General features: G+C 72.9%; 19 protein-coding genes. 5 read left to right on the top strand and 14 right to left on the bottom strand.

The features are described 5' to 3' along the window. Positions 1-717: 717 nt before the first annotated feature. Positions 718-1725, bottom strand: a complete 1008-nt coding sequence (locus tag ACPA54_RS09865) for a stage II sporulation protein M (protein ID WP_423528310.1) — start codon at positions 1723-1725, stop codon at positions 718-720. Between the two features lie 192 nt (positions 1726-1917). Here ACPA54_RS09865 and ACPA54_RS09860 point away from each other — a divergent pair, with 192 nt between their 5' ends. After that, positions 1918-2901, top strand: a complete 984-nt coding sequence (locus ACPA54_RS09860; RefSeq protein ID WP_423528293.1) for an RDD family protein — start codon at positions 1918-1920, stop codon at positions 2899-2901. A 222-nt stretch (positions 2902-3123) separates the two neighbouring features. Here ACPA54_RS09860 and ACPA54_RS09855 read toward each other — a convergent pair whose 3' ends face one another. The 9 genes from ACPA54_RS09855 to ACPA54_RS09815 form a co-directional block, all read right to left on the bottom strand. After that, positions 3124-3753 (bottom strand): hypothetical protein, encoded by a 630-nt coding sequence (locus ACPA54_RS09855; protein WP_423528292.1) that lies wholly within the window; start codon positions 3751-3753, stop codon positions 3124-3126. Positions 3754-4183: 430 nt separating this feature from the next. Further along, positions 4184-4933: an HNH endonuclease family protein gene (locus ACPA54_RS09850; RefSeq protein WP_423528291.1), complete on the bottom strand. Its 750-nt coding sequence runs from the start codon at positions 4931-4933 to the stop codon at positions 4184-4186. A gap of 682 nt (positions 4934-5615) precedes the next feature. Continuing rightward, a complete protein-coding gene (gene ahcY, locus ACPA54_RS09845) occupies positions 5616-7055 on the bottom strand; it encodes an adenosylhomocysteinase (RefSeq protein ID WP_423528290.1) in 1440 nt (479 codons plus the stop codon). Positions 7056-7298: 243 nt separating this feature from the next. Then, positions 7299-8225: a cation diffusion facilitator family transporter gene (locus ACPA54_RS09840; RefSeq protein WP_345676029.1), complete on the bottom strand. Its 927-nt coding sequence runs from the start codon at positions 8223-8225 to the stop codon at positions 7299-7301. 118 nt (positions 8226-8343) lie between these two features. Beyond that, positions 8344-9555: a mannose-6-phosphate isomerase, class I gene (manA, locus tag ACPA54_RS09835; protein WP_423528289.1), complete on the bottom strand. Its 1212-nt coding sequence runs from the start codon at positions 9553-9555 to the stop codon at positions 8344-8346. A 2-nt stretch (positions 9556-9557) separates the two neighbouring features. Next, on the bottom strand, positions 9558-10715 hold the full coding sequence (locus ACPA54_RS09830; RefSeq protein ID WP_423528288.1) for an SIS domain-containing protein: 1158 nt from the start codon (positions 10713-10715) through the stop codon (positions 9558-9560). Then, the gene (locus ACPA54_RS09825; protein WP_345676049.1) at positions 10712-10915 is read right to left on the bottom strand and encodes a Trm112 family protein; all 204 of its coding nucleotides are present in this window, start codon (positions 10913-10915) and stop codon (positions 10712-10714) included. Before ACPA54_RS09825 ends, ACPA54_RS09830 begins: the two co-directional genes overlap by 4 nt. Positions 10916-11050: 135 nt before the next feature. Beyond that, complete coding sequence (locus ACPA54_RS09820) at positions 11051-12397, bottom strand: phosphomannomutase/phosphoglucomutase (protein WP_423528287.1); 1347 nt, start codon at positions 12395-12397, stop codon at positions 11051-11053. Positions 12398-12526: 129 nt separating this feature from the next. Then, positions 12527-12907 carry a DUF3499 domain-containing protein gene (locus ACPA54_RS09815; protein ID WP_345676025.1) on the bottom strand — a complete coding sequence of 127 codons (381 nt, stop codon included), beginning with the start codon at positions 12905-12907 and terminating at the stop codon, positions 12527-12529. Between the two features lie 197 nt (positions 12908-13104). On the opposite strand from ACPA54_RS09815, the gene ACPA54_RS09810 reads away from it, so the two are divergent. Beyond that, complete coding sequence (locus tag ACPA54_RS09810; RefSeq protein WP_423528286.1) at positions 13105-13470, top strand: metallopeptidase family protein; 366 nt, start codon at positions 13105-13107, stop codon at positions 13468-13470. 90 nt (positions 13471-13560) lie between these two features. On the opposite strand, the gene ACPA54_RS09805 is transcribed toward ACPA54_RS09810, so the two are convergent. From ACPA54_RS09805 to ACPA54_RS09795, 3 genes are all read right to left on the bottom strand, one after another. Next, the gene (locus ACPA54_RS09805; protein ID WP_423528285.1) at positions 13561-15066 is read right to left on the bottom strand and encodes a DUF5719 family protein; all 1506 of its coding nucleotides are present in this window, start codon (positions 15064-15066) and stop codon (positions 13561-13563) included. A gap of 70 nt (positions 15067-15136) precedes the next feature. Continuing rightward, positions 15137-19015 (bottom strand): glycosyltransferase family 2 protein, encoded by a 3879-nt coding sequence (locus tag ACPA54_RS09800; protein WP_423528284.1) that lies wholly within the window; start codon positions 19013-19015, stop codon positions 15137-15139. Positions 19016-19260: 245 nt separating this feature from the next. Further along, on the bottom strand, positions 19261-19548 hold the full coding sequence (locus ACPA54_RS09795) for a WhiB family transcriptional regulator (protein ID WP_345676021.1): 288 nt from the start codon (positions 19546-19548) through the stop codon (positions 19261-19263). Positions 19549-20650: 1102 nt separating this feature from the next. On the opposite strand from ACPA54_RS09795, the gene ACPA54_RS09790 reads away from it, so the two are divergent. Genes ACPA54_RS09790 through ACPA54_RS09780 form a run of 3 tightly spaced genes read left to right on the top strand, consistent with a single transcriptional unit; the run spans position 20651 to position 23512 of the window. After that, the gene (locus tag ACPA54_RS09790) at positions 20651-21151 is read left to right on the top strand and encodes a cysteine dioxygenase (protein ID WP_423528283.1); all 501 of its coding nucleotides are present in this window, start codon (positions 20651-20653) and stop codon (positions 21149-21151) included. A 37-nt stretch (positions 21152-21188) separates the two neighbouring features. Continuing rightward, positions 21189-22190, top strand: a complete 1002-nt coding sequence (gene cofD, locus ACPA54_RS09785; RefSeq protein WP_423528282.1) for a 2-phospho-L-lactate transferase — start codon at positions 21189-21191, stop codon at positions 22188-22190. Continuing rightward, the gene (locus ACPA54_RS09780; RefSeq protein ID WP_423528281.1) at positions 22187-23512 is read left to right on the top strand and encodes a coenzyme F420-0:L-glutamate ligase; all 1326 of its coding nucleotides are present in this window, start codon (positions 22187-22189) and stop codon (positions 23510-23512) included. The genes cofD and ACPA54_RS09780 overlap by 4 nt, the downstream gene beginning before the upstream one ends. A 52-nt stretch (positions 23513-23564) precedes the next feature. Here ACPA54_RS09780 and ACPA54_RS09775 read toward each other — a convergent pair whose 3' ends face one another. Then, positions 23565-24497 (bottom strand): DNA-3-methyladenine glycosylase family protein, encoded by a 933-nt coding sequence (locus ACPA54_RS09775; RefSeq protein ID WP_423528280.1) that lies wholly within the window; start codon positions 24495-24497, stop codon positions 23565-23567. Positions 24498-24574: the final 77 nt, after the last annotated feature.

Here is a 24574-nt window from a genome sequence, read left to right as displayed (position 1 = left end):
TGCGCTTGCGTCCTTGCTGTGACCCCCGGCCGCTGACCAGCCGGAGGATTTTTTCAAAGGAATCCCTGCGAACACACTCCACAGACCGGACGGTCTGCTTCGTCGTGAACGCCGGGGATATTCTTTGGCGTTGACTTTTGGCACGCTGTTGAGTTCTCAAGGAACGGACGCTTCCTTTGAGGCCCTTTCACCGGTCTCTCCGGGCGTTTCGCTTCTTCGTTTTTGCTGTGTTTCTTTGTTTCTGCGCTTCCAGCGTATCACACCGTTTCCGGTCTGATTTCGCTTTCCGCCGGCCTTCCGAACCGCCTCTCGGCTTTTCTTCCGGCGCTTCCAGCTTAGCAGATCCTTTCGGCCCGCTTCGCCTTCTGCTTTTGCTTTGGAAATCCACCCCGGAGGGCTTCTTTCTTTCGGCTCCTGGAGCTTAGCAGCCGGTTTCCCGCCTGCCAAACCCGTGTCGGGCGATCGAATTCGGAAAACACCGACAGAGCGCGCTCAAAGAATTCACGGCAGACGTCATGGAAGAACCATGAAGAACAATCGCGAGGATCAGGAGTGCTTCTGTGGCGGATCCGGGACCCAGTTCCCTCGAAGACTCGACAGGAACGGAGTCGCCCGCTCGACACCGGTAGATGCTACCAGGTTGTCGCGCTGCTTGCCAGCGTTGCGACAACCCTTCAAACTTACGCGTCCGCTGTCGTCCGTGTCAACGTCACTCGATCAGCCGACCGACGGCAGCTCGTCCGCGAGATCCGAGGATGCCATATCCCCGGTCTCGCCGGCGGCCGCGGCGCGCCGACCGAGGACGAAGACATAGGTGAGGAAAGCAGCCTCGGCTGCGACGCCGATGCCGATGCGTCCCCATGTAGGAAGACCGGACGGGGTCACGAAGGCCTCGATGACGCCGGACACGACGAGGACCAGGGCGAGTCCGAGGGCCATGCCGAGAGCGATGCGGCCTTCTTCGGCGAGGGCCCGGCCGCGCGTGCGGGGTCCTGGGTCGATCACCGTCCAGCCCAGGCGCAGGCCGGTGCCGGCCGCGACGAAGACGGCGGTGAGTTCGAGCAGGCCGTGCGGGGTGATGAGGCCGAGGAAGACGTCGAAGCGGCCGGCCGCGGCCATCAGGCCGCCGGAGACTCCGATGTTGGCGGCGTTCTGGAACAGGATGAACAGCGTCGGCAGCTCCAGCAGTACGCCGAGGGCCAGGCTCCCCGCGGCGACCCACGCGTTGTTGGTCATAACCTGTGCGGCGAACGAGGATGCCGGGTTGCTGTCGTAGTAGGTCTCGAAGTCACCGCCAGGGCGGGTGAGTTCGCGGATCTCGTCGGGTGCGGCGATGGATGCCTGGACGGACGGGTTCGCGGCGACCCAGGCGCCGATCAGGGTGGCGACGAGGATCGAGACGACGGCTGTGGTGATCCACCAGCGCCTGGTCCGGTAGACCGCGGCCGGAAAGCGGGTGGTCAGGAAGAGGAGAGCATCGCGCCATGCGGTGCCGCGCGGCGCGGTGACGGCGGAGCGTGCGCGGGCGACGAGCGAGGAGAGGTGGCCGACCAGGACCGGGTCGGGGGCGGCGGACTGGACGAGGGAGAGGTGGGTCGCCGTACGCCGGTACAAGGTCACGAGTTCGTCGACCTCGGGGCCGGTGAGCTTGGCGCGGCGACGGGACAGCTCGTCGAGGCGGGTCCATTCGCCGCGGTGCACCGCCACGAAGACGTCGACGTCCATGCTGCGGGCAACTCCTCCGTCGCGGCGGGTGGGCGCTGGTGTGGTCATCAGACCATGAGAGGGGCGTGTGCGTCGCTATGCGGGTATCGCGGGTATGGGGTGTCGCGAGCGGGGGGCGGTCAGGAGAATCGGGTCGCAGGTGGGGCAGGCCGTCGGCGAGTACTTCGAGTACTGCGGAAAGCAGGGGCGCACGTGAGCGATCTGGTCACCGGTGAGGCGGTTTCCCTCGACCTGCAGCCGGCGCGGCTGGCGAGCCGGGCGATTGCGTTCACCCTCGACCTCCTGATGCAGGGTGCATGTCTGCTGCTGTTCGGGTGGGGGCTCGGGACGCTGCTGACCGGCGTCGACCCGGCGTTGGGCACGGCGGTCGTGCTGGTTTTCGTCGTCGCGGTGCTGCTGGGGTGGCCGGTCGGGTGGGAGACGGCGACGCGGGGGCGGTCGCCGGGGAAGATGGCGCTGGGGCTGCGGGTCGTCCGGGACGACGGCGGTCCGGTGCGGTTCCGGCACGCGCTGGTGCGCGGCTTGGTGGGGATTTTCGCGGACTTCTGGACGACGGTGGGCTGCGGCGCGGTCATCTCGTCGCTGGCCTCGACGCGAGGGAAACGGCTCGGTGACCAAGCGGCGGGCACGTTCGTGGTCCGGGAGCGGACGCCCGGCGCGCGGCACGTGCCCGTGGCGATGCACCCGGCCGCGGCGGCGTGGGCGGCGTCGCTGGACTTGTCGGGGCTGACGGACGATCTGGCATTGCAGGCGCGGCAGTACTTGGGACGGCTCGGGCAGTTGGACCCGGCGGTCGCCGGCGCGCTGGGGATGCGGCTCGCGACGGAGGTCGCGGCACGGGTGGGGATTCCGGCGCCGGTGGGGGTGCACCCGGCGGAGTTCCTGGCGGCGGTGCTGGCGGAGCGGGGGCGGCGGGCTTACGCGCGAGAGGCAGGCAACGCGATGACGCCGGTCGGCGGGGCCGCCGGGTGGGGGCCGGTCGGCGGGGGGACGTCGGTGGGGGGCTCAGAGGTGCCGGTTGTTGTGGGTGAGGTGGTTGGGGAGCCTGGTGGTGTGGGGGCCGGGACTGGGGGCGGTGGCTCGGCGGGCGGCGGCGCGGAGTCGGGGGCTGGGTCTGAGCGAGGGGTTGCGGACGGAGAGGCGGCGAAGGGGACGGGGTTCAAGCCGCCGGTGTGATGGTCTGACTTATTTTTCGGCCCCCTTTCCAACCTGATTAGCAGGTGGGGTGGTTGCGGTGGTGGGGGTTGTCCACAGGTGGGGGGTGGGGGCGCGGGGGTAGGAGGGCTGTTGTGCACAGGGGGTTGCTTGCGCGAGCCCCACGAGCGAGCCCCACGAGCGAGCGGCCCGTGCCGGGCCGTCGCTCGCCCCGTCCTCACCCGAGCTCCGGTCCGGTGGGCCTCAGCCGAAGTTCGGTGGGCCCTCCAGGTCCTCCAGTTCGACCCCCGGTGCGGCCAAGACCACGTCGCCTGCGAGGTGGACCACTCCACGTGTCCCCGTCGCCAGGTCGGCGACCTCGTAGCGGGCGACCGGGAGGGGACCCGTGGGAGTCGGGTGTTCCTCGATGCCGGTCAACGCCCAGGCCTGGTCGCACGGGTGCGCTGCCAACGACGGCTCGGTCAGGTCGACCAAGCGCACCCGGACCGAGTCCCCGACCGTCAGCCCGAGCAGGCGCGCCGTCGCCACCAGGAAAGCCGGCGACCGGCCGGTGAACGCGACCGCGCGAGCCTCGTCTTCCGCAGGTACCGGTGCGGCGGCGGCCTGGGCCGGATCCGCCGGGACGCGAATCCACGCCACCCCCGCCGCGCCCTCGACGACCGTCGCGCCGCCGCGCACCCGCCACCCGCCCGCGGACACGTCGAGCCGCAGCGGGCGGCCCCGGGCGTCGAGGGTCAGGTCGATGCCGCCGCGGCCGTCCTCGCCACTGGCCGTGTAGCGCCACCCCGCGGGACCCGGCGCACACCGGAACCGCTCGCCGCCGAGCGGAGCCCCGTCATGCGGGTCGTGGAACGAATAGCGGCCGGTCGGCATGCGATCGACTTTAGGCGGTCGGGATCAGAGCACGGTGGCCGCGCGGCGAGGAGACACAAACGCAGTGAAGACCGCTGCGCCGGCACGGCGGTGAAAGGTCGGCGGCAGAACGCCCAGACTGCGTCGTCCCACTACCCGCGCACACGACCGGGTCGACCACCCGCGTGTGCACGGCCACGGCTTGCCTGTGGCCCAGGCCGTCGCCCGCACCCGTCGACAGGCCACACTCCCGACGCCCGCAGACCACGCCCGCGACATCCCCCACCCCCCGCCGCCGTCGAGTGCTCGCCCCTCAGCCCCGAGCGGGCGGTCGTACTGCTCGCCCTGGGGCGAGCCGCTCGCAGCTCGCGCCGAACCGGCCGCGCGGCCGGTTCGACGACCGCCCCCGCACCCGGCCGTCCACAACCCCTCGCGCCCCGCCGCCCTCACCTCACCCGCACACCCCCGCCATCGCCGTCTTGTCCGCCGGGGTCACCGGCAGGTCGTACTTCAGCGACACCTGCGCGTACCGGATCACGTACGCGCAGCGGATGTTCGGGTTCGGGGGCAGCCAAGCCGCGGGCATCGAGTCGCCCTTGCCGCCGTTGGTGGGGCCGTCGACGGCCAGCAAGTTGAGCGGGTCGTTGGCGAGTTGCATGCGCTTGGCGGCCGGCCACTTGTCGGCGCCCATCTGCCAGCTCGCGCTCAGCGGGACGATGTGGTCGATCTGGACCGTGCTCGCCTTGCTCTTCGTGAACGCTATGTCCTTGCCGGTGTACGGGTCCGGCAGCGTCATCGCCGACACCACGCACGATGCCTTGTCCTTGTACTGGACGTTCGAACCGTCCCGTTTGAGGATGTCGTCGCGGGTGTCGCACTTGTTGCCGCTCAGCGGTACGCCGCTCGCCTTGTCGGACCACGCCGTCCCGTACTGGTCCCGGCTGTAGCCGGTCTTGGGGCCGTTCGGTGCGGTGCGGAGTTTGTCGATGAGAGCCCGGCCGGCCGCCTTGTCCGCGGCGCTGGTGACCGGGGCGAGGCCGCGGCCGGTGCCGTCGGCGTTGGCGAGGGGTGCGGTGGCCGGGCCCGCGGGTGCGGCGGGAGCCGCGCCCTGCGGAGCGACCGTGTCGTCGGACTTGTTGCAACCGGCAAGGGCGAGTGCGGCCATGGCGATTCCGGCCGCCATGAGGCGTGTCTTGTGCATGTCCCCGAGTTCCTTCGATGGAGTTGTGGCCTCCCGCACCGCGGGTCGTGCGACGGTTCGGGCGCCGATGTGTTGGGTTCAGCGTGGGTACTGCGTCGGCATGTGCGAAAGCCCCCGTCGGGAGGATGAGTTCCCGGCGGGGGCTTTCGGCACGACGTGGGTCACCCCTCGGGCGGGTCGCCGGACGGCGGGGCGGGCCGCGTCGGGGAGGCCGCGGGGGCGGGAGAGGAGGGCGCCTTGCCGGGCGTCGCGGGCGGCTTGCCCGGCGAGCCGGGCGAGGCCGGCGGCCGCGGCGACGAGGGCGCGGGCGCGGAGGGCGAAGGCGCGGGCCCCGCCGCAGGGTCGCACCCCGGCGGCACGATGCCCGAGTCCGCCGTCAGCGGTACGAGTTGGAGGCACTCCGCGAGGGCCGCCCACGCGTCCAGCCGGTTGCGCATCGTGTCGCCTTCCCGGGTCGCCCGCGTGGTCCCGGGTCCGGCGGGGGCGAATCCGGCCGCGGAGCGGGCGGGTTCGGGGGCGGCCCGGGCAGCTCAGACTCTAGCCCGGAAAGCGGCTTTTCTCCGGAAATGCCGCGGGCGGGCGTGTCCCGTGGCGGGGACGCACCCACCCGCGGCGTGCGACCGCCCCGACCGGGGCGAACCGGTGGGGGCGGTCGGAGGTTTCGCGGCGGTGTCAGCCGGGCTCAGTAGCGGTAGTGCTCCGGCTTGTACGGGCCCTCGACCGGCACGCCGATGTAGGCGGCCTGCGACTCGGTGAGCGTCGTCAGCTTCACGCCGAGCGCGTCCAGGTGGAGGCGCGCGACCTTCTCGTCGAGGTGCTTCGGCAGCGTGTACACGCCGATCGGGTATTCCTCGGTCTTCGTGAACAGCTCGATCTGCGCGATCGTCTGGTTCGCGAAGCTGTTCGACATCACGAAGCTCGGGTGGCCCGTCGCGTTGCCCAGGTTGAGCAGGCGGCCCTCGGACAGCACGATCAGCGTCTTGCCGTCCGGGTACGTCCAGGTGTGGACCTGCGGCTTGACCTCGTCCTTGACGATGCCGGGGGTCTTCGCGAGGCCGGCCATGTCGATCTCGTTGTCGAAGTGGCCGATGTTGCCGACGATCGCCTGGTGCTTCATCTTCGCCATGTGCGACGCGAGGATGATGTCCTTGTTGCCGGTCGTCGTCACGAAGATGTCGGCGATCTCCACGACGTCGTCGAGCGTGGTGACCTGGTAGCCGTCCATCGCCGCCTGGAGCGCGCAGATCGGGTCGATCTCGGTGACGATGACCCGCGCGCCCTGGCCGCGGAGCGACTCGGCGCAGCCCTTGCCCACGTCGCCGTAGCCGCACACCACGGCGACCTTGCCGCCGATGAGCACGTCGGTGGCGCGGTTGATGCCGTCGATGAGCGAGTGGCGGCAGCCGTACTTGTTGTCGAACTTCGACTTGGTGACCGAGTCGTTGACGTTGATCGCCGGGAACAGCAGCGAACCGGCCTGGAACATCTCGTACAGGCGGTGCACGCCGGTGGTGGTCTCCTCGGTGACGCCCTTGATGTGCGGGGCCATCGCGGTCCACTTGCCGGGGTTCTCGGCGAGGTTGCGGCGCAGCACGCCGAGGATGACGGCGTATTCCTCGGAGTCGTCCGCGGCGGTCGCCGGGACGGCGCCGGCCTTCTCGAACTCGACGCCCTTGTGCACGAGGAGGGTGGCGTCGCCGCCGTCGTCGAGGATCATGTTCGGGCCGTCGTGGCCCGGCCAGTTCAGCGCCTGCTCGGTGCACCACCAGTACTCGTCGAGCGTCTCGCCCTTCCAGGCGAACACCGGGACGCCCTGCGGGTCGTCGACGGTGCCGTTCGGGCCGACGGCGATCGCGGCGGCGGCGTGGTCCTGGGTGGAGAAGATGTTGCAGGAGACCCAGCGGACCTCGGCGCCGAGCGCGACGAGGGTCTCGATGAGAACGGCGGTCTGCACGGTCATGTGCAGCGAGCCCATGACGCGGGCGCCGGCCAGCGGCTGGGCGGCGGCGAACTCCTTGCGGATGGCCATCAGGCCGGGCATCTCGTGCTCGGCGAGCTGGATTTCCTTGCGGCCGAACGGCGCCAGCGACAGGTCGGCGACCTTGAAGTCGGTGAAGGTCATGAAGGCAGTCCTCTGTTTTCGTGCGGTGGATGAGGTGGAGACCGTGGTCGCGCCGTGTGCGGGCATGCGCGGGTACGCACACCTGGCGGCGCGATCCAGTCGGTGGCCTTCTATGCCCTCAAAACCGGCGCGGTTCTGACTGCCGTCCGCAGCGACTGCATTCGCCTTGCTCGGATCGACGTTAGCACTTGCGGGTGCTTCGGCCCGGCGGCGGCGCCGGACGCGGCCGGGCCGGGCGGCCGGTCAGGCGGTGGCGGCGGGAGCGCGGTAGATGTCCGGTTCCAGGTAGATGACGCGGGCGATCGGGACGGCCGCGCGGACGCGTGCTTCGGCGTTGTCGATGGCGTCGGCGATCTCGGCGGCGGTGTCCGAGCGGTTGACGGCGATCTTCGCGGCGACGAGCAGCTCTTCGGGGCCGAGGTGCAGGGTGCGCATGTGGATGATGCTCTCCACCTCGTCGCCGTCGACCATCGCGGCCTCGATGGCGCGGATGGTGTCGAGGTCGGCGGCTTCGCCGAGGAGCAGGCTGCGGGTCTCCAGCGCGAGGACGATCGCGATCACGACGAGGAGGATGCCGATGCACAGGGTGCCGATGCCGTCGAAGACCGGTTCGTCGGTGGCGACGGTCAGGCCGACGCCGAGCAGCGCCAGGACGAGGCCGATCAGGGCGCCGAAGTCTTCGAGGAGCACGATCGGCAGTTCGGGTGACTTGGCGCGGCGCACGAACTGCGCCCAGCTGAGGTTGCCGCGCAGCTGGTTGGACTCGGCGATCGCGGTGCGGAAGGAGAAGCCTTCGAGGACGATCGCGAAGAGGAGGACGCCGACCGCCCAGTACCAGCTCTCCAGCTCGTGCGGGTGGGCGATCTTCTCGTAGCCCTCGTAGATCGCGAACATGCCGCCGACGGAGAACAGCACGATCGAGACGAGGAAGCCGTAGATGTAGCGCTCGCGGCCGTACCCGAACGGGTGCTCGGGCGTCGCCGCCCGCTTGGCGCGCTTGCCGCCGACGAGCAGCAGCACCTGGTTGCCGGAGTCGGCGAGCGAGTGGACGCCTTCGGCCAGCATCGACGACGAGCGCGTGATGGCGAAGGCGACGAACTTCGCCACCGCGATCCCGAGGTTCGCGGCCAGTGCCGCGACGACCGCCTTGGTCCCTCCACCCGCACTCATCCGACTACCGCCCCGTCCCCTCGGGGACCCGTCGACCGGGTCCGTTGGCCAAGCTGCGGCGGTCATTCTGTCATCGGGGAGTAAAAACGTGGCGGAGGACGGCCGGAATGGCCCTCGGTCAGCCCGCGGTGCCCGGGACCGTCGCGCGGAACAGTGCGCCCTCGCCGGTGACCGCGATCGGCGGATCACCCGCCGGGACGTACACCGACTCGCCGCGCGCCAGCCGGAGTTCCGGCCCGCCCTCGGGAGCGAGCACGGCGGCGCCCGCGGTGCACAGCAGGATCTGCGGCGCGGCCGCGTGCAGCACGCGGGACGGGCCCGCGGCGTCCAGCACGAACCGCGAGAGGCGGAAGTCCGGCACCGGCGTCGGGTACGCCTGCTCGCCGTCGACGCCCTCGACCGGCTTGAGCACGTCGACCGGCCCGGCGCGGAACTCGAGCACGCGCAGCAGTTCGGCGATGTCGATGTGCTTGTCGGTGAGCCCGCACCGCAGCACGTTGTCCGAGTTGGCGAGGATCTCGACGAAGACGCCGCGCAGATACGAGTGCGGCAGCCCGGCGGCGAAATACACCGCCTCCCCGTCGGCCAGCCGCACGTGGTTCAGCAGCAGCGCCGCGACCACGCCCGGGTCGGCCGGGTGCCGGTGCGCCAGGTCGGCGACCGCCGCGCACGCCGCGGCGAACGGCGACGGCGTGTCCGCGACCCGCAGGCAAGCCGCCTTCACCTCCCCCACGACGACCGCGCGCCGGTCGTCGGGCAGCGTCAGCGCGTGGGTCATCGCGAACCGCAGTCCCTCGGCCTCCGGCGAACCGCGCAGCGCGTCGATGCACGGCTGCAGCTCGGGCACCGCAAGCTGGTCGAGCAGCTTCACCGTCCCCGGCACCTCGCGGAAACCGCACAGCGCTTCCAAGTCACCGAGCGCGCAGGCGAGTTCCGGCTTGTGGCTGGCATCGCCGTAGTTGCGGTACGGCGCATCCAACGGCACCCGGCGCGCTTCCTCGTCGGCGAACCCCGCCGCGGCCTGCGCCGGATTGGGGTGCACCTGGAGCGACAGCGGCTGCTCCGCGGCGAGCACCTTGAGCAGGAACGGCAGCCGTGCGCCGAAACGTTCGGCGACCGCCGCACCGAGTTCGGCCTCCGGCGCGGCGGCGATCACGTCCGCGAGCGAACGCGGCCCGGCGCCGCGGTCGATGTGCGACGGGTCGCCCGGGTGGGCGCCCATCCACAGCTCGGCCTGCGGCTCGCCCGTGGGAGCGACGCCGAGTATCTCGGGGATGGCCGTGGTCGAGCCCCACGTGGAGACGCGGACCGGATTGGCCAGGCGGTCCATGGCTATCTGATCCCGTCCCCCGGTCCGGCAGGCCCGGCGAAGCTCCCGGACGCCCCCGTTTCGTGCCCGGTGGTCAGTCCGAGGTAGACCGCGGCGAAGTCGCCGAGCGCCACCAGGTCGCCGAGCCGGGCCAGCGGGTCGCGGCCCTCCGCGGTGATCTCGTTGTACGGCAGTCCCAGGTCGACGGCCACGCGCCGCACCGCGTCCGCGCGGCGCAGCGCCTGGTCGGCGCCGTCGTCGACGAGCAGGACCGGGCGCAGCCGCAGCGGCTCGGGTTCCTCGACCCGGTCGCGGAAGAAGTCGTCGGTGTCCGCGACGGCGCGGCCGAGCGAACCGTCGAAGAGGTTCCCGGCCGCGGCGGCCGCCTCCGGCAGCGTGCCGGACAGCGCGGGCAGGCCGGCGACGGACGCGAGCACGTCCGCGAACCGGGCCGCGGCCACGCCGCCGACCGGGCCGGTGCCCCACACCACGGGGACGGTGCCCGCGAGGTCGAGGGTGAGCGCCTTCGCCGGGTTCTCGAACGTGCCGGCGGCCGGGCGGCAGCGCAGCCCGACGGCGTCGAGGCGGTCGGCGAGCGCGTCGAACGCCTCGCCCGGCGCGTACGGCGACGCCCCTATCGCGTATGCGATCGACAGGAGCCCGGTGAGCAGCGGCCAGAACGTGTCGCGCGGCGCGAGCTTCTCGGGGCCGCCCGCGGTCCGGGCGAGCGCGTGCACGCGCAGGCCGCGGGACTGCTCGGCGGCGCCGTCGACGGGCGATCCGGACGGGGCCACCGCGGCGACCGCGCAGCCGCGCCGGTACGCCTGTTCGGCGAGCGCGAGGAGTTCGGGTTCGTCGCCGCGCGGACCGGCGAGGACCAGCAGGTCGAGCGGGCCCGCCCAGCCGGGCAGCACGCCGCCGCGGACCTCGACGACCGGGACGGCCGCGGAGGCGCCGCCGAGCGCGGTCACGGCCGCGGCGACCGGGCCGCACGCGGCCGGCACGGCGACGGCGAGCACGCGCGGGCGGTCGACGCCGGACCGGATGCCGGACTCGGCGGCCGCGAGCGCGGCGCGGCGGACCTGCGCGCCGGCCCCGGCCAGCGCGAGGAGCGCCTGGCCGGTGTCCGCGCGGCCGAGCCCGTCCGGGTCGTCGAGCAGGGCCTCGTCGACGGGGATCATGCCGGGCCGGAACCGTGCGCGGCGGTGCCCGGGCGGCGGGCCTCGTCGGGGAGCAGGACCGGGATGTCGTCGCGCACCGGGTAGGCCAGGCCGCACGTGTCGGACGTGCAGACCAGCTCGTCGGCGGACTCGTCGGCGCGCAGCGGTGCGTGGCACACCGGGCACGCGAAGATCGCCAGGAGCGAGGGTTCGAGCTTCAAGGCTTCTCCCACGGGGACGGTGCAGGTGCTGTGCATGGGCGTACGGTCAACGTCACACCCTACTGACTGGTTCCGCCGCGCAACACGCGGCAGGCCGGGCCCGGGCGCCGACGGCGCCGGGCCCGGCCGCGGGTCTCAGCCGCGGACCAGGGCGAGGACGGCGTCGCGCAGCGCCTCCATGGTCGTGGTGTCCTTGGCCTCGACGTTGAGGCGCAGCAGCGGCTCGGTGTTGGACGGGCGGAGGTTGAACCACCAGTCGTCGCCGCCGATGGTCATGCCGTCCATGTCGTCGACGACGATGCCGGGCTTGCCCGCGTAGGCCGCGCGGACCTTCTCGGTCGCGGCGCGCTGGTCGGCGACCTCGCTGTTGATCTCGCCGGAGGCCACGTAGCGGTTGTACGACGACACCAGGTCGGACAGCGGGCCGTCCTGGCCGCCGAGCGCGGCGAGGACGTGCATCGCGGCGAGCATGCCGGTGTCGGCGCGCCAGAAGTCGCGGAAGTAGTAGTGCGCGGAGTGCTCGCCGCCGAAGACCGCGCCGGTCTCGGCCATCTCCTGCTTGATGTAGGAGTGGCCGACGCGCGTGCACACCGGGTTGCCGCCGTGCTCGCGGACGATCTCCGGGACCGCCGACGAGGTGATCAGGTTGTGGATGATCGTCGCGCCCGGGTGCTTCTCGAGTTCGCGGACGGCGACCAGCGCGGTGATCGCGGACGGCGACACCGGGTCGCCGTTCTCGTCGACGACGAAGCAGCGGTCGGCGTCGCCGTCGAAGGCGAGGCCGAGGTCGGCGCCGGTCTCGCGGACCTTGGCCTGGAGGTCGACGAGGTTCTTCGGGTCGAGCGGGTTCGCCTCGTGGTTGGGGAAGGTGCCGTCGAGTTCGAAGTACATGGGGACGACGTCGAGCGGCAGGCCCGCGAGGACCGCGGGGACGGTGTGGCCGCCCATGCCGTTGCCCGCGTCGACGACGACCTTGAGCGGGCGGATGCCGGTGAGGTCGACGAGGGAACGCAGGTATTCGGCGTAGCCGGCGAGGACGTCGCGCTCGCTGATCGTGCCGGGCTTGCCGTCGTACGACGGGACACCGTCCTCGGCGAGCTTGCGGATCTCCGCAAGGCCGGTGTCGGCGCCGATCGGGGACGCCCCGGCGCGGCACATCTTGATGCCGTTGTACTGCGCGGGGTTGTGGCTCGCGGTGAACATCGCGCCGGGCAGGTCGAGGCTGCCGCTCGCGTAGTACAGCTCGTCGGTGGAGGCCAGGCCGATCTCGACGACGTCGGCGCCCTGGCTCGCGGCGCCTTCGCCGAAGGCCCGGGACAGCGCCGGAGAGCTGGGCCGCATGTCGTGGCCGACGACGACCGTCGCCGCTTCGGTGACCTTCGCGAACGCGGCGCCGAGGGCGTATGCGGTGCTTTCGTCCCACTGGTCGGGGACGACGCCTCGGACGTCGTAGGCCTTCACGATCTGGGAAAGGTCGCGCACCGGGGCTCCGCTCGTGGTCAGCGGGGCGGCACTGCCGGCCCCGCGTCGGCTCTGCTTCGGTCGGCCCGTGGGCCGGTAAAACACTAGCGAAGCGGACGCCGCAAGCGAATCGGCCGGTCGGGCAGTCCGTCAGGAGTCCGGCGAGCGCAGCACGCGCAGGTGGCCGCGCCGGCCGCTGCTCTCCGGGTGCGCGGACCGCTCGGGCTGGTCGGGCGCCTGCGGCGGCACGGGCGGGCGCGCGGCTTCGCGGACCGCGTTGGCGAGCGCTTCGAGGTCGTCGCTGCTGGGCTTCCCGGCGGCCGGGTCCGGGGCGAGGCGCACGACCTCCCAGCCGCGCGGCGCGGTGAGGCGTTCGGAGTGCTCGGCGCACAGGTCGTAGCAGTGCGGTTCGGCATAAGTCGCGAGAGGACCGAGGACCGCCGTGGAGTCCGCATAGACGTACGTCAGCGTCGCGACCGCAGGGCGGCCGCATGCAGTCCGCGAACAGCGACGTACAGGGCTCACGGGCATGGACGGTACCGCACCGCGGCGGCCCACGGGTCACATACGCCCCACGTCAGGCCCACGTGTCGCCTCCGCCAGCCTCTATGCTCGATTCCGTGCACAGTAATCCTGGCAACTCCGGCGCTCCAGGCCAGGACCCCGGGTCCGGTCCGCACCCCGATCGGCCGCCGCGGCGGCGCCGGCGGGACCGCCACGGCCGGGGCATGCGCGGGCCGCTCGCGCCGCGCCCGGTGCCGATCGCGCTGACCCGCGCGGAGAAGTTCGACGACCTGGCGTCCGACTCGGTCGAACGGCTCACCAAGCGGTGGCCGGAGCTGGAGCGGGTGCGGTTCGCGGTGCTGGACGTGCCCGAGGCGGAGACCGAGCTGCTGGCCGACGAGCCGGTGGCTTTGGGGCGCATGGTGCCGGCGACGTCCACCGAGACCGCGATGATCATCCTGTACCGGCGGCCGCTGGAACTGCGCGCGGAGAGCCGCACCGAGCTGGAGATGCTCGTCCACGACATCCTCGTCGAGCAGGTCGCGGACCTGCTGGGGCTGGACCCGGAAACCGTCGACCCGGACGAGTGACGGCCGGGCGGAGAACAGCCGACGGCGGACAGACGAACCGCGCCGGCCCCGTGCGGGACCGGCGCGGCACGGTGACGGTTCGAGCGGGACCTACTTGGCCGGTGCGCCCGGCGTGGTCGGCGTGGCCGTCGCGGACGGCGTGCTCTTCGGCTCCTGCACCATGATGGTCAGGTCGCCGCGCACCGTCGGCAGGTCGACCGTCTCGCGGGCGGGGCTGCTCCCCTGGATCGTGAACATCGGGACCTTGTCGGCCTGTTCGTTGATCATGCGGGCCGCGTGCACCGGGCCCGAGCCGGGCTGCGGCTCGATACTCAGCGCGAACTGCCCGGCACCGGCCGGGACCGGGGCCGGCACCGCGACGGTGGTGCCCGCCGGGACGTCCACGTCCGCGGTCGCCGGGTCGCCGCCCGCGGCGGCGATGAGGCGGACCTTCGCGGCCCCCTGAGGAGCCGTCAGGAACACCGTGTCGGTGAACGCGCCGCCCGCGCGGTTGTCCGCCACCACTCCGCGTCCGCCGAGGGCCGGCGTCCCGGCGAGAAACGCCGCGTCGGTGTTGTCGCCGCTCCCGCGCACCACGCGGACGCCGACCAGCACGTCCGCCCGGGCCGCGGTCAGTTTGAGCGCGCCCGCCTCGCCCTGGGTGATCGGCCCCAGGTCCAGCTCCTTGACCTCGCCGCGCTTGACCGTCACCGACTCGAAGCCGGCCGGCTTGAACGTGCTGGCCTTGCCGATGATTTCGACACCCACCTCCGTGTCGGTGTCGCTGGCGCCGAACACGGTGAGCTTCACACTCGACGCGTCCGCGGGCAGGCCCGGCACGACGAACGAGCGCCCCGGCTGCCCCGCCTGCGGAAGCCAGTCGCTGCCCGTGGCGCCCTGCGTGTCGCGGACGGCGGCGGCGATGCGGCCGGTGCGGGCGATGACGTGCACCGTGGCGACCGGCAGACCGGCTTTGAGGGTGTCCAGCCGGATGTTCTGCGCCTCGCCGGGCGCGAACGTCATGCTGCGGACGCCGTCGATCTGGATGGCGCCGTCCGGGCCGTACAGCTCGACGTCGACCTGCGCGCCGACGTTGGTGCTGTTGGCCAGGTACAAGTACGACTCGCGATTGGGCGCCGTCGACGTCCCCACGAACCACTCGTCGGTGCCCGGCGTTTCACACACCGTGCCGGACAGGCCGCGACCCGTCCCGGTGGCGAGCCGGGTTGTGGACTGCGCCGCGAAGCCCGCGGCGAACGAGCCGGACGCCGTCCACCCCAGCGGCGGGTTCTCCGCGGTGTCCACGGGCAGCGAGACCGGGCGGCCGACGGCGTCGGCCTTGCCGCGCACCTTGGTGCGGTCGGCGAGTTCGGTCAGCGTCGCCTCGCCCGCCCCGGCACCCGCGGACGCGGACGCCGGGGTGTAGGCGGTGTAGAGGGTGGACGCGCCCGGATTGGCGCGGACCTGCGGGCACACCGCGTCGGTCCGCTGGATGGGCACCTGCCGGGGTTTGGCCTCGGTGGCGTGGCCCGCGGACGGCTTGGTCATCGTCGCGAACCCGACGACGAGGGCCAGCACGGCGACCACGACGACCAGGGACAGGGTGGTGCGCTTCACCGGCGGCCTCCGGGTCGGTGCGGCTGCGGGGTGCCGGGGCGGCGCGCGGGCACGCGCCGGACGCGGGCCGTCATCGGCCGCTCCCCGGGTGCGGGGGCTGCTGCGGGGGCGGCGGCCACGGCGTGTCGGACCCCGGCTGCTCCTGCGGCTGCTGCGGGGGCTGCTGCGGCCAGACGGGGGCACCGGTCTGCGGGTCGTACGCCGCGTATTCGCCGGAGCTGTAGCCGCCTTGCTGCGGGTAGGCGTTCGGGTCGTACGCGTTCGGGTCGTAGCCGCCGTCCGGGTAGCCGCCCGGGTAGGCGTTCTGCTCGTAGCCCGCGCCGTCGTAGCCGCCGGACTGGCCGTAGCCGTCCTGAGCGGGGGCATACGGGGTTGCGGCGTAGTCCCCGTAGCCGGGGTTCTGGCCGGGGTTCTGGCCGGGCTCCTGGTAGCCGGAGTCGCCGGGGAACTGCGTTTCGCGTGGCTGGAAACCGCGCGCGTACTGGCCGAGGTCCCAGTCGTCTTCCTGGTCGTCCGCGGTTCCGGTGCCGCCCTGCTGGGCCGGCACGAACAGCGATCCGGTGGTCTCCGCGGGAGACTCCGGCGGCACGCCGCCGGGTTCCGGCGCGGGCATGCCTGCGGCCTCGGCGGCCGCTTCCGCCGCGGCGGCTTCGCGCCGGGCGCGGCGTCCGCCGCCCGGCAGGCTCGCGGACACCGCGGACTCGGCCGCGCCCGCACCGACCGCGGCGGGGCTGTCGGGCATGTCGTCGTCGTTGCCGCGGCGCCGCGCGGGCAGCGCGAGGACCACGACGACGAGCAACAGCAGGCCTTCGGCGGCGAGCCACATGCCGCGGCCGCCGCTTTCGTGGGTGACGGACAGGCGGCCGCCGCCGGCGGGGAGGGTGAACTGCTGCCCCCAGTCGCCGGCGTCGCCCTTGCGGACGGTCAGCGGCTTGCCGTCGAGGGTCGCTTTCCAGCCGGAGTCGGCGCGTTCGGCGAGCCGCAGGACACGGCCGTCGGGGCCCGGGTCGATGCGGGTGGACACGCCGTCGTCGGTCGACGAGAGCGGGAAGCTCGCGCCGTCCGGGTTCTCGATCACGGCACGGGCGTTGGTGCCTTCGACCCGCCAAAGCGGGGTGCCGTGTTCCGAGGACTTGCGGACCAGGCCGGGGGTGCCGTCGAGCCGGGCGACCAACGCCGGGTCGGCGGGCGCCTGGACGAGCACGTAGCGGACCGCGAAGTCGGACAGGCCGGCCGTGTCGGCGCTGCCGGTGCCGGACAGGAACGCGGCGACGTAGTCGTCGAAGACCTTGGCCTTCTTCGCTTCCGGCGCCACGTCCGGGTCGCCGAGGTACACGCCGCTGCCCCGGACCAGCACCGAACGGACGGCGCCGCCCGGGTCGGTGCGCAGCACGAGGGTGCGGGCGCGGTCGGCGGTGGAGTTGTCGGAGGCGACGAACGCCGGGACGTAGGGGCCGTCCTTGCGGGACACCGGACCGTCGGCGCCCTGCCACATCCACCAGCCGGCCGCGGCGACCGGGGTGAGTGCGGCGACTGCGGCGACCACGACGGCGGCGGGCTGGCGCCAGCCGAAGCTGCTGGCGGCGACCCGGGCGCGGGCGTCTTCGGCGCCCACCGCGGCGGCGGCGAGGTAGCCGAGGCCGACCACGACGGTGGCGAGGCCGGGCCAGGCGGCGACCGCGTGCCCGTCGGCGGGGGCGGTCACCTCCATGCGGCTGATGGCGACCGCGCCGATCAGGCCGACCGTGGCGGCGGCCCAGCCGGCCAGGACCGCGGTGCGGCGGGAGTCGCGCAGCAGTGCGGCGAGCGCGGCGAGCAGGAGGCCCGCGCCGAACACTGCCGGAAGCGTGCCGGGGCCGCCGGGGTCGAGGAGCAGGAGGCCGACCGGGCTGGTGCCGCGTTCGGCGAGGCCGTCCGGGGTGAGGCCGGGTTCGAGGAACAGCCGGTCGCCGCCGAACATCGCGGGCGTCCACGGCATGAGGAGCACCAGCGGGACGACGACCACGACGGCGAGGCGCAGCACGAGGCCGGCGCCGAGGCGTCCGGCGAGGACCGCGGCGGGCAGCGCGGCGACGGCGAGCACGACGACGAACACCCACGACAGCGGGACGAACGCGGTGGCCGCGGCGACGGCGAGGGCGGTGGCCCACGCGGCGCGCCACGTGCCGGGCTGGCCGCCGAGGCCGGCGGTGACCGCGAGGCCGCGGGCGACGATCGGGGCGAGGACGAGGACGACCGCGGTGCCGAGGCGTCCGGCGGCGATCGCGCCGGTGGCGACGGGCATGAGCGCGTACGCCGCGGCGGCCCAGGCGCGGACCGGCTTGTTCGGGACGAGCTTGCGGCCGCTCAGGTAGGCGCTGATGCCGGCGAGCGGGACGCTGCCGATGAGCAGCACGCTCACCGCGGCGGACGCGCTGCCGAACAGCAGCGTGCCCAGGCCCGCGACGAGGGCGAGGTAGGGGGGTGCGGCGTCGTTGCCGCCGAGGCCGACGCCGTGCCAGGACTCGGTGAAGCGGTGCCACAGGTCGGCGGCGGAGTCCGGGGCGGGCAGCAGCGCGCCGCCGACGAGGTCGCCGCCGCTGAGCACGTCGCGGGCGGCGAGAAGGGTGACGAGCACCAGCCCGGCGGCCAGCGCGATGCCCGGGCGCTGCACGACGGCGCGTAGCCGGGCGAAGTTCTCGACGTGGAGGTCGTCGGCGTCCTCGGACGTGGGTCCGCTTTCCAGCACGCTCTGCCGGGCGCGGGCGCCTTCGGGTTCGACGCGGCGGCTGATGTTGCCGAACAGCGTGTCGACGGCGTGCCGGATGCCCGCGCCGCGGGGCGGGAAGAGGTCGCGGAATTCGGCGTCGGCGGCGACACGTGTGCGGGAACGCTTGTGGCGTCCCGCGATGATCGCGTCGGGCCGCAGCAAGACCTTGTAGACGCCGAGGAATTCGTCGAGCGCCATGCGGGGCAGCTTGCCGACGAGGTAGCCGAGGGCGCGGAGGAAGGTGCCGAAGAAGAGGCGCAGCCAGACGAGCGGCAGGGTTTTGCCGGTGGCGTTGGCGAGGAGGGTGTAGACGGCGCCCGCGCGGTCGACCCGGTGCGGGTGGTTGGGGGCGCAGTCGATGGGGCGGCGTTCGCGGGTGGCAGCTTCGGCGTGCAGCACGACGGCTTCGGGGACGACGACGACGCGGTGGCCGGCGGCGTTGGCACGCCAGCCGAAGTCGGTGTCGTCGCGGCCGAAGGCGAGGCGCTTGTCGAAACCGCCGAGTTGCTCCCATACGTCGCGGCGGACGAGCATACCGGCGCTGCCGACGGAGAGTACGCCGCGGACGGCGTCGTGCTGGCCTTGGTCTTGTTCGCGGCGTTCGAGTCCGGTCCAGCGGCGGCCGCTGCGCGCGATCGTGGTGCCGACTTCGAGGAGTTGGCGGCGGTCGTACCAGCTGCGGATCTTGGGGCCGAGGACGCCGGCGGACGGGAGTTCGTCGGCGGCGCGCAGCAGGAGGTGCAGCGCGTCCGGCGCGGGTTCGCTGTCGTCGTGCAGCAGCCAGAGCCATTCGACGAGTTCGCCGGAGCGGGGACTGAGGTAGTCGTCGCCGCCGAACGCGTCGGGGCCGTACGGGTCGGCGCCGGGCGCGTACCCGTCGATGCCGTACGGCAGGGACGCTTCGTCGGCGAACGGGACGGTGCGGACGGCTTCGGCGATCGCGGCCCCGAAGGAGGTGCGGCGGTCGGCGCTCATCACCGAGGCCGGCCCGAGGGCGTCCTCGAGCAGCCGCGGGGTGGCGTCGGTGCTTCCGGTGTCCACCGCGACGACGCGCTGAACCGGGCGTTCCTGGCCGAGGATTCCGGTCAGGGTGCCGGGGAGCCAGCGTGCCCCGTCGTGGGCGACGAGGATCGCGGTGACGACATGTCTCGGATATGCCGGCGCGTGGGTAGAGGCCGACTGTTGCGTGAAAAGTGGCATCAGGGCTAAGGACCCCGGGAGGCTCGGGAGCGACGGCGGTGATCATCCAGCACCCGGCTGGACGGGCCCACACTACGCGACGACGGGAGCCACTCCCGGTCGGTCTCCGATGCCGGCCCGGTACGGCAGGTGTTCCGGGCTGGTCGGGCACGACGCCCTGAGCACGGACCGCGCGGGGGGGTGTGCCGGGGATTCGGCGGCCTTGCGGCGGCGGAATCAGCGGCGGTCCGCGGTCCGGCGGCGGGTCAGACCGCGCGCTTCTTCAACCGGCGCCGTTCGCGCTCGGAGAGTCCGCCCCAGATGCCGAAACGCTCGTCGTTGGCGAGGGCGTATTCAAGGCATTCGTCGCGAACCTCGCAGGAGAAGCAGACCTTCTTGGCCTCGCGGGTCGAACCGCCCTTTTCCGGAAAGAAGGACTCGGGGTCGGTCTGGGCGCACAGGGCCCGTTCCTGCCAGGTGAGTTCCTCCTCCGCCAGCCCCTCCACGCCCTCCATGACGCCTTCATCGACCAGGAGCTGCAACAGCTCGCCCATCGCGTGCCTCCTCGACCCTTTTTACGTCCCCGTTATTAAGCCGTTACCGGCGACGGTCCCAGCCTGTGTGAAATTACAAGCGCGTCATTACTGTCCCGTCAAGCCAGGCTCTGCTATTGGGGCCCGGATTCACCCCCCGGGACCACACCGACCCCACGGGTTGGACGTATTGCATCAAACTCGGACATATCTATCAACCCCGAGTTTCCGCCCCACGTCCGAGGACTGTGCCGGCACCCTCCGGAGGCACCTTCGGACCAACCGGACGATGCCGACTCGTAATGGACCTACGCGCCGCGCGCCCACCAGGGTTCCCCGCTTCCGCGGAAAATCTCACCGGAATGACCGACGTCACAGCCGTTTTCGGAAGACGCCGAGTTCCGCGAGCATCTGCGGAGTTGCTTGGGGACCCGCGGACTTGCCTGGGGTTGCGCGGAGTTCCCCGGGATTTCGGTGCGCGTACGGCAGTTCGACCCGCCTGCCACCGGTCGTTTTCCGGACAACCGGTTGCCGCTTCCGGCGGCCGTGGCAGGCACCGGTATGCGCGGCATGTCAGGAATCAGTCCCCCATGCCCCTCTATTTCAACCCTGTCTTCAATCCTGCGGGGCGGAATCTCACCCGAATCGGGGACTCGGGGCGTAGGACACCCCCGTACGGGCCATCCCGAGTTGACAGCGGCCCCTCGAAGCGGGTGTCCTTTTCGGCATGTCCGCACACCGCATGCCGCTCCGGAGTCGCCCCGCCGACGTCCGCGGGACCGCCGCTGCGCTGTGTTGCGGGTCCTGTATGTCTCCCTGCTGTACGAGCTGAGGGCACGGCTTCTTCCGTCCGCCCTCGCCGCGCAGGCGGTGACCGGGACCAGGTGCTCCACCGGCCCATCCTTCCGGTTCTCCCCCGCGGTGACCGCCCCCGGTCTCCGGCGCCATCCGTGCCGGCCGCGGCCGTCCCGCAGGTTCCCGGCCGTACCGCGCGCCCTCGCCGCAGCTTCCCGCGGACCGCTGTCCGGTCCGCCGCTCCCGTCCGCTGTTCCGTGCGGACTCCACCGCACTTCCGCTGTTCTGTGCGGCTCCGCCGCACCCTGCTCCCGAGGACTTCCCGCGCATGTCGAGTGACATCACGGTCGCCGGCGACCCGCTCGCCGCCCCTGACACCCTGGCCCTGCCCACCGCACCGCCCATCCGCACCGGCGTCGGCCGCCTCGCCGGCCTCGCCGCCCGGTACGCCGCCGAGGTCGCCGCGGCACCGCACACCGTCGGCTTCGACCCGGTCTCCCGCTGGTACCGCCTGCTGCACTCCGCCGACGACCACGAGGTGTGGCTGCTCAGCTGGCTGCCCGGCCAGGGCACCGGCGCCCACGACCACGGCGGGTCCGCGGGCGTGTTCGCCGTCGTCTCCGGCGAACTCCACGAGCAGGCCGGCTCCGGCGAACGCGTCCTGCGGCCGGGCGTCACGCGCGTCTCCGGACCGGGCGCGGTGCACGCGATCACCAATATGGGGACCGAACCCGCGGTGAGCGTGCACGTGTACGCGCCGCGCCTGACCGCGATGACGCCGCACGACGGGGTCCGCACCGCCGCCGAAGCGGTGCCGGTGGCGGGCTGACCGCCGCGCCGCGCCCCGGGCCTGCGAGACTGTCGCCATGCGCATCGTGGTACTGGCCGGCGGGATCGGCGGAGCTCGGTTCCTGCGTGGCCTCAAGGCAGCGGAACCCCAGGCGGACATCACCGTCGTCGGCAACACCGGCGACGACATCCACCTGTTCGGGCTCAAGGTGTGCCCCGACCTGGACACCGTGATGTACACCCTCGGCGAGGGCATCAACGAGGAACAGGGCTGGGGCCGCCGCGACGAGACGTGGAGCATCCGCGCGGAGATGGCCGCGTACGGCGTCGAGCCGACCTGGTTCGGCCTCGGCGACCGCGACTATGCGACGCATATCGTGCGGACCCAGATGATGAGCGCCGGCTACCCGCTCAGCGCGGTGACCGAGGCGCTGTGCGCGCGGTGGCAGCCGGGCGTGCGGCTCATCCCGATGTCCGACGACCGGGTCGAGACCCATGTCGTCGTCGACACCGCGGAGCTGGGCGAGGACGCCGAGCACCCGGGCGTGCGCCGCGCGATCCACTTCCAGGAGTACTGGGTCAAGCACCGTGCTTCGGTGACCGCGCACGCGATCGTGCCGGTGGGCATCGAAGAGGCCAAGCCGGCGCCGGGCGTGCTCGCGGCGATCGCGGAAGCCGACGTCATCCTGTTCCCGCCGTCGAACCCGGTGGTGAGCATCGGGACCATCCTGGGCGTGCCGGGGATCCGGGACGCGCTGGTCGAGGCGTCCGCGCCGGTCGTCGGGCTGTCGCCGATCGTCGGCGGCGCGCCGGTGCGCGGCATGGCGGACAAGGTGCTGGAGGCGGTCGGCGTCGAGACGTCCGCGGTCGCGGTCGCCAAGCACTACGGGCCGGGCCTGCTGGACGGCTGGCTCGTGGACGCCACCGACGCGGACGCGGTCGCGCCCGTCGAGGAAGCCGGGATCCGCTGCCGCGCGATTCCGCTGATGATGACCGACGTCGAGGCGACCGCCGCGATGGCGCGCGCCGCGCTCGACATGGCCGCCGAGGTGCGGGCCGCCGGGGAGGCCGGCGCGTGACGCCGCCGCCGGGCTACCAGGTCCTCGGGCTGCCGGGCATTCCGGAAGTCCGGGAAGGCGACGACCTCGCCGCGCTGATCGCCGACGCCGCGGCCGCGGGGCCGGGGCTGCGCGACGGCGACATCCTGGTCGTCACGTCCAAGATCGTGAGCAAGGCGGAAGGCCGGCTGCTGCGCGGAGTCGACCGCGACAAGGTCATCGACTCCGAGGCCGTCCGGGTGGTCGCCCGCCGCGGCAACACCCGGATCGTGGAGACCCGGCACGGGTTCGTCATGGCGGCGGCGGGCGTGGACGCGTCCAACACCGAGCCGGGCACGCTGCTGCTCCTGCCCGAGGACTCCGACGTGTCGGCGCGGGCGCTGCGGGCGGGGCTGCGGTCCCGGACCGGAGTGCGGATCGGCGTGGTCGTCAGCGACACCTTCGGCCGCCCGTGGCGGACCGGGCTGACCGACGTCGCAATCGGCGTCGCGGGCCTCGACGCGCTCGACGACCACCGCGGCCGCAGCGACACGCACGGCAACGAACTCGCCGTCACCGTCACCGCGATCGTCGACGAACTCGCGTCCGCGGCCGAGCTGGTCAAGGGCAAGGCGGGTGCGGTCCCGGTCGCGGTGGTCCGCGGCCTCGAGCACTTGGTGACGGACGAGGACGGCGCCGGGATCCGCGCGATGGTGCGCAGTTCCGCGGACGACATGTTCCGCCTCGGTACCGACGACGCGCTTCGCGAGGGCGCCCGCCGCGCGGTCGAAGCCCGGCGCACCATCCGCGCGTTCACCGCCGAGCCGGTCGATCCGGCGGCGGTGCGGCGCGCGGTGGCCGCGGCGGTCACCGCTCCGGCGCCGCACCACACCGTGCCGTGGCGCTTCGTCCTTCTCGAATCCCCGTCGTCACGCGCCGAATTGCTCGACGCGATGCGGGACAAGTGGATCGCCGACCTGCGTGCCGACGGCTTGGCCGAGGACGCGATCGAACGCCGGGTGGCCCGCGGCGACTTGCTGCGCAAGGCGCCGTACATCGCGGTGCCGTGCCTGGTCGCCGACGGCGCGCACACCTACCCGGATGCCGAACGCTCCGCCGCCGAGCGGGAGATGTTCGTCGTCTCCGCGGGCGCCGCGGTGCAGAACCTGCTGATCGCGCTGACCGCCGAGGACTTGGGCTCGGCGTGGATCTCCTCGACGATGTTCTGCCGCGACACCGTCCGCACCGCCCTCGGGCTCCCCGACACGTGGGACCCGATGGGCGCCGTGGCCATCGGCCACCCGGCCGAACCGCCGCGCGAGCGGCCGGAACGGACGGCGGACGACGTGATCGTGGTGCGCTGACGTCCCTGCGGACATCCCTTCGGCCCCGGGCCTGCTTCGGGCCCGGTCCGGGTCAGATCCGGCTGTAGTCCCGCGGGGCGAACCGCGGGGCTCGCCGGGGCGTGCGCGGGCCGGTCATGCGGACCAGCAGGGCCGCGCGGTGGCGGTGGCCCCGGTAGGGCTCCAGGAGGTCGAGCATGCGCGCATCGTCGCCGGGGGTGCCGGTGAGGGCGTAGCAGACCTGCTTGGCCAGGTGGAGGTCGCCGACGGAGAGCGCGTCGGGGTCGCCGTGCGAACGCTGCATGGTTTCCGCGGTCGTCCAGACGCCGATGCCCGGGACGCACTTGAGCAGCCGGGACGCCTCGGCGTTGGCGAGGGGCGCGGTGCGTTCCAGGGCCGGGGCCACGCGCAGGGCTTCCATGATGGTGCGGGACCGCTTGTGGTCGACGCCCGCGCGGTGCCAGTCCCAGGTGGGGATGCGCGACCAGGTGGCCGCGTCGGGGATGACGCGGAGGCCGTCGGGTGCCGGGCCGGGCGCGGGTTCGCCGTACCAGAGGACGAGCAGGCGGAAGGCCTTGCGCGCCTCGATCGTGGTGACCTTCTGCTCCAGGATCGACGGAATCAGCGCGGCGAGGACGAGTCCGGTGCGGGGCATCCGCAGGCCGCGGCGGGAGCGGAACGCGTCGTGGATCTGCGGGTGGTGGTGCGACGGGAACGCCGCCGGGTCGTCGTCGGCGCCCAGCAGGGCGGGCAGCCGGTCGAGCTGCCACGCGGCGCCCGGGCCCCACGCCTCCCCGGTGACCTCGCCCGTGTCGCGGCGCGCGGTGATGCGGAGCGAGCAGGGGCCGTCGGGGGTGCGGGCGCTGCGCCACACCGCGCCGTCGGCGGCGACGCGGTACGTCGGGTCGCTGTGGCCGCGCTGCAACTGCCCCAGGGTGAGGCGCAGGTCCAGCTCGTAGGCGGGGCGGAAGGTGCGGGTGAGCGCCGCGGCGTGCGTCGTCGCCATACCCGTCCTCTTCCCTTTGTGGTCCCGCTCGCGGCGGCCCGTCCGCGCGCGAGCCCGCGCCACCGTAACATCGGGCT

It is taken from the genome of Uniformispora flossi (genome assembly GCF_049534875.1).
Classification (GTDB): Bacteria; Actinomycetota; Actinomycetes; order Streptomycetales; family Streptomycetaceae; genus Yinghuangia; species Yinghuangia aomiensis.
Note: the sequence above shows the minus strand (reverse complement) of the source record. Positions and strands in the feature narration are given on the sequence as shown.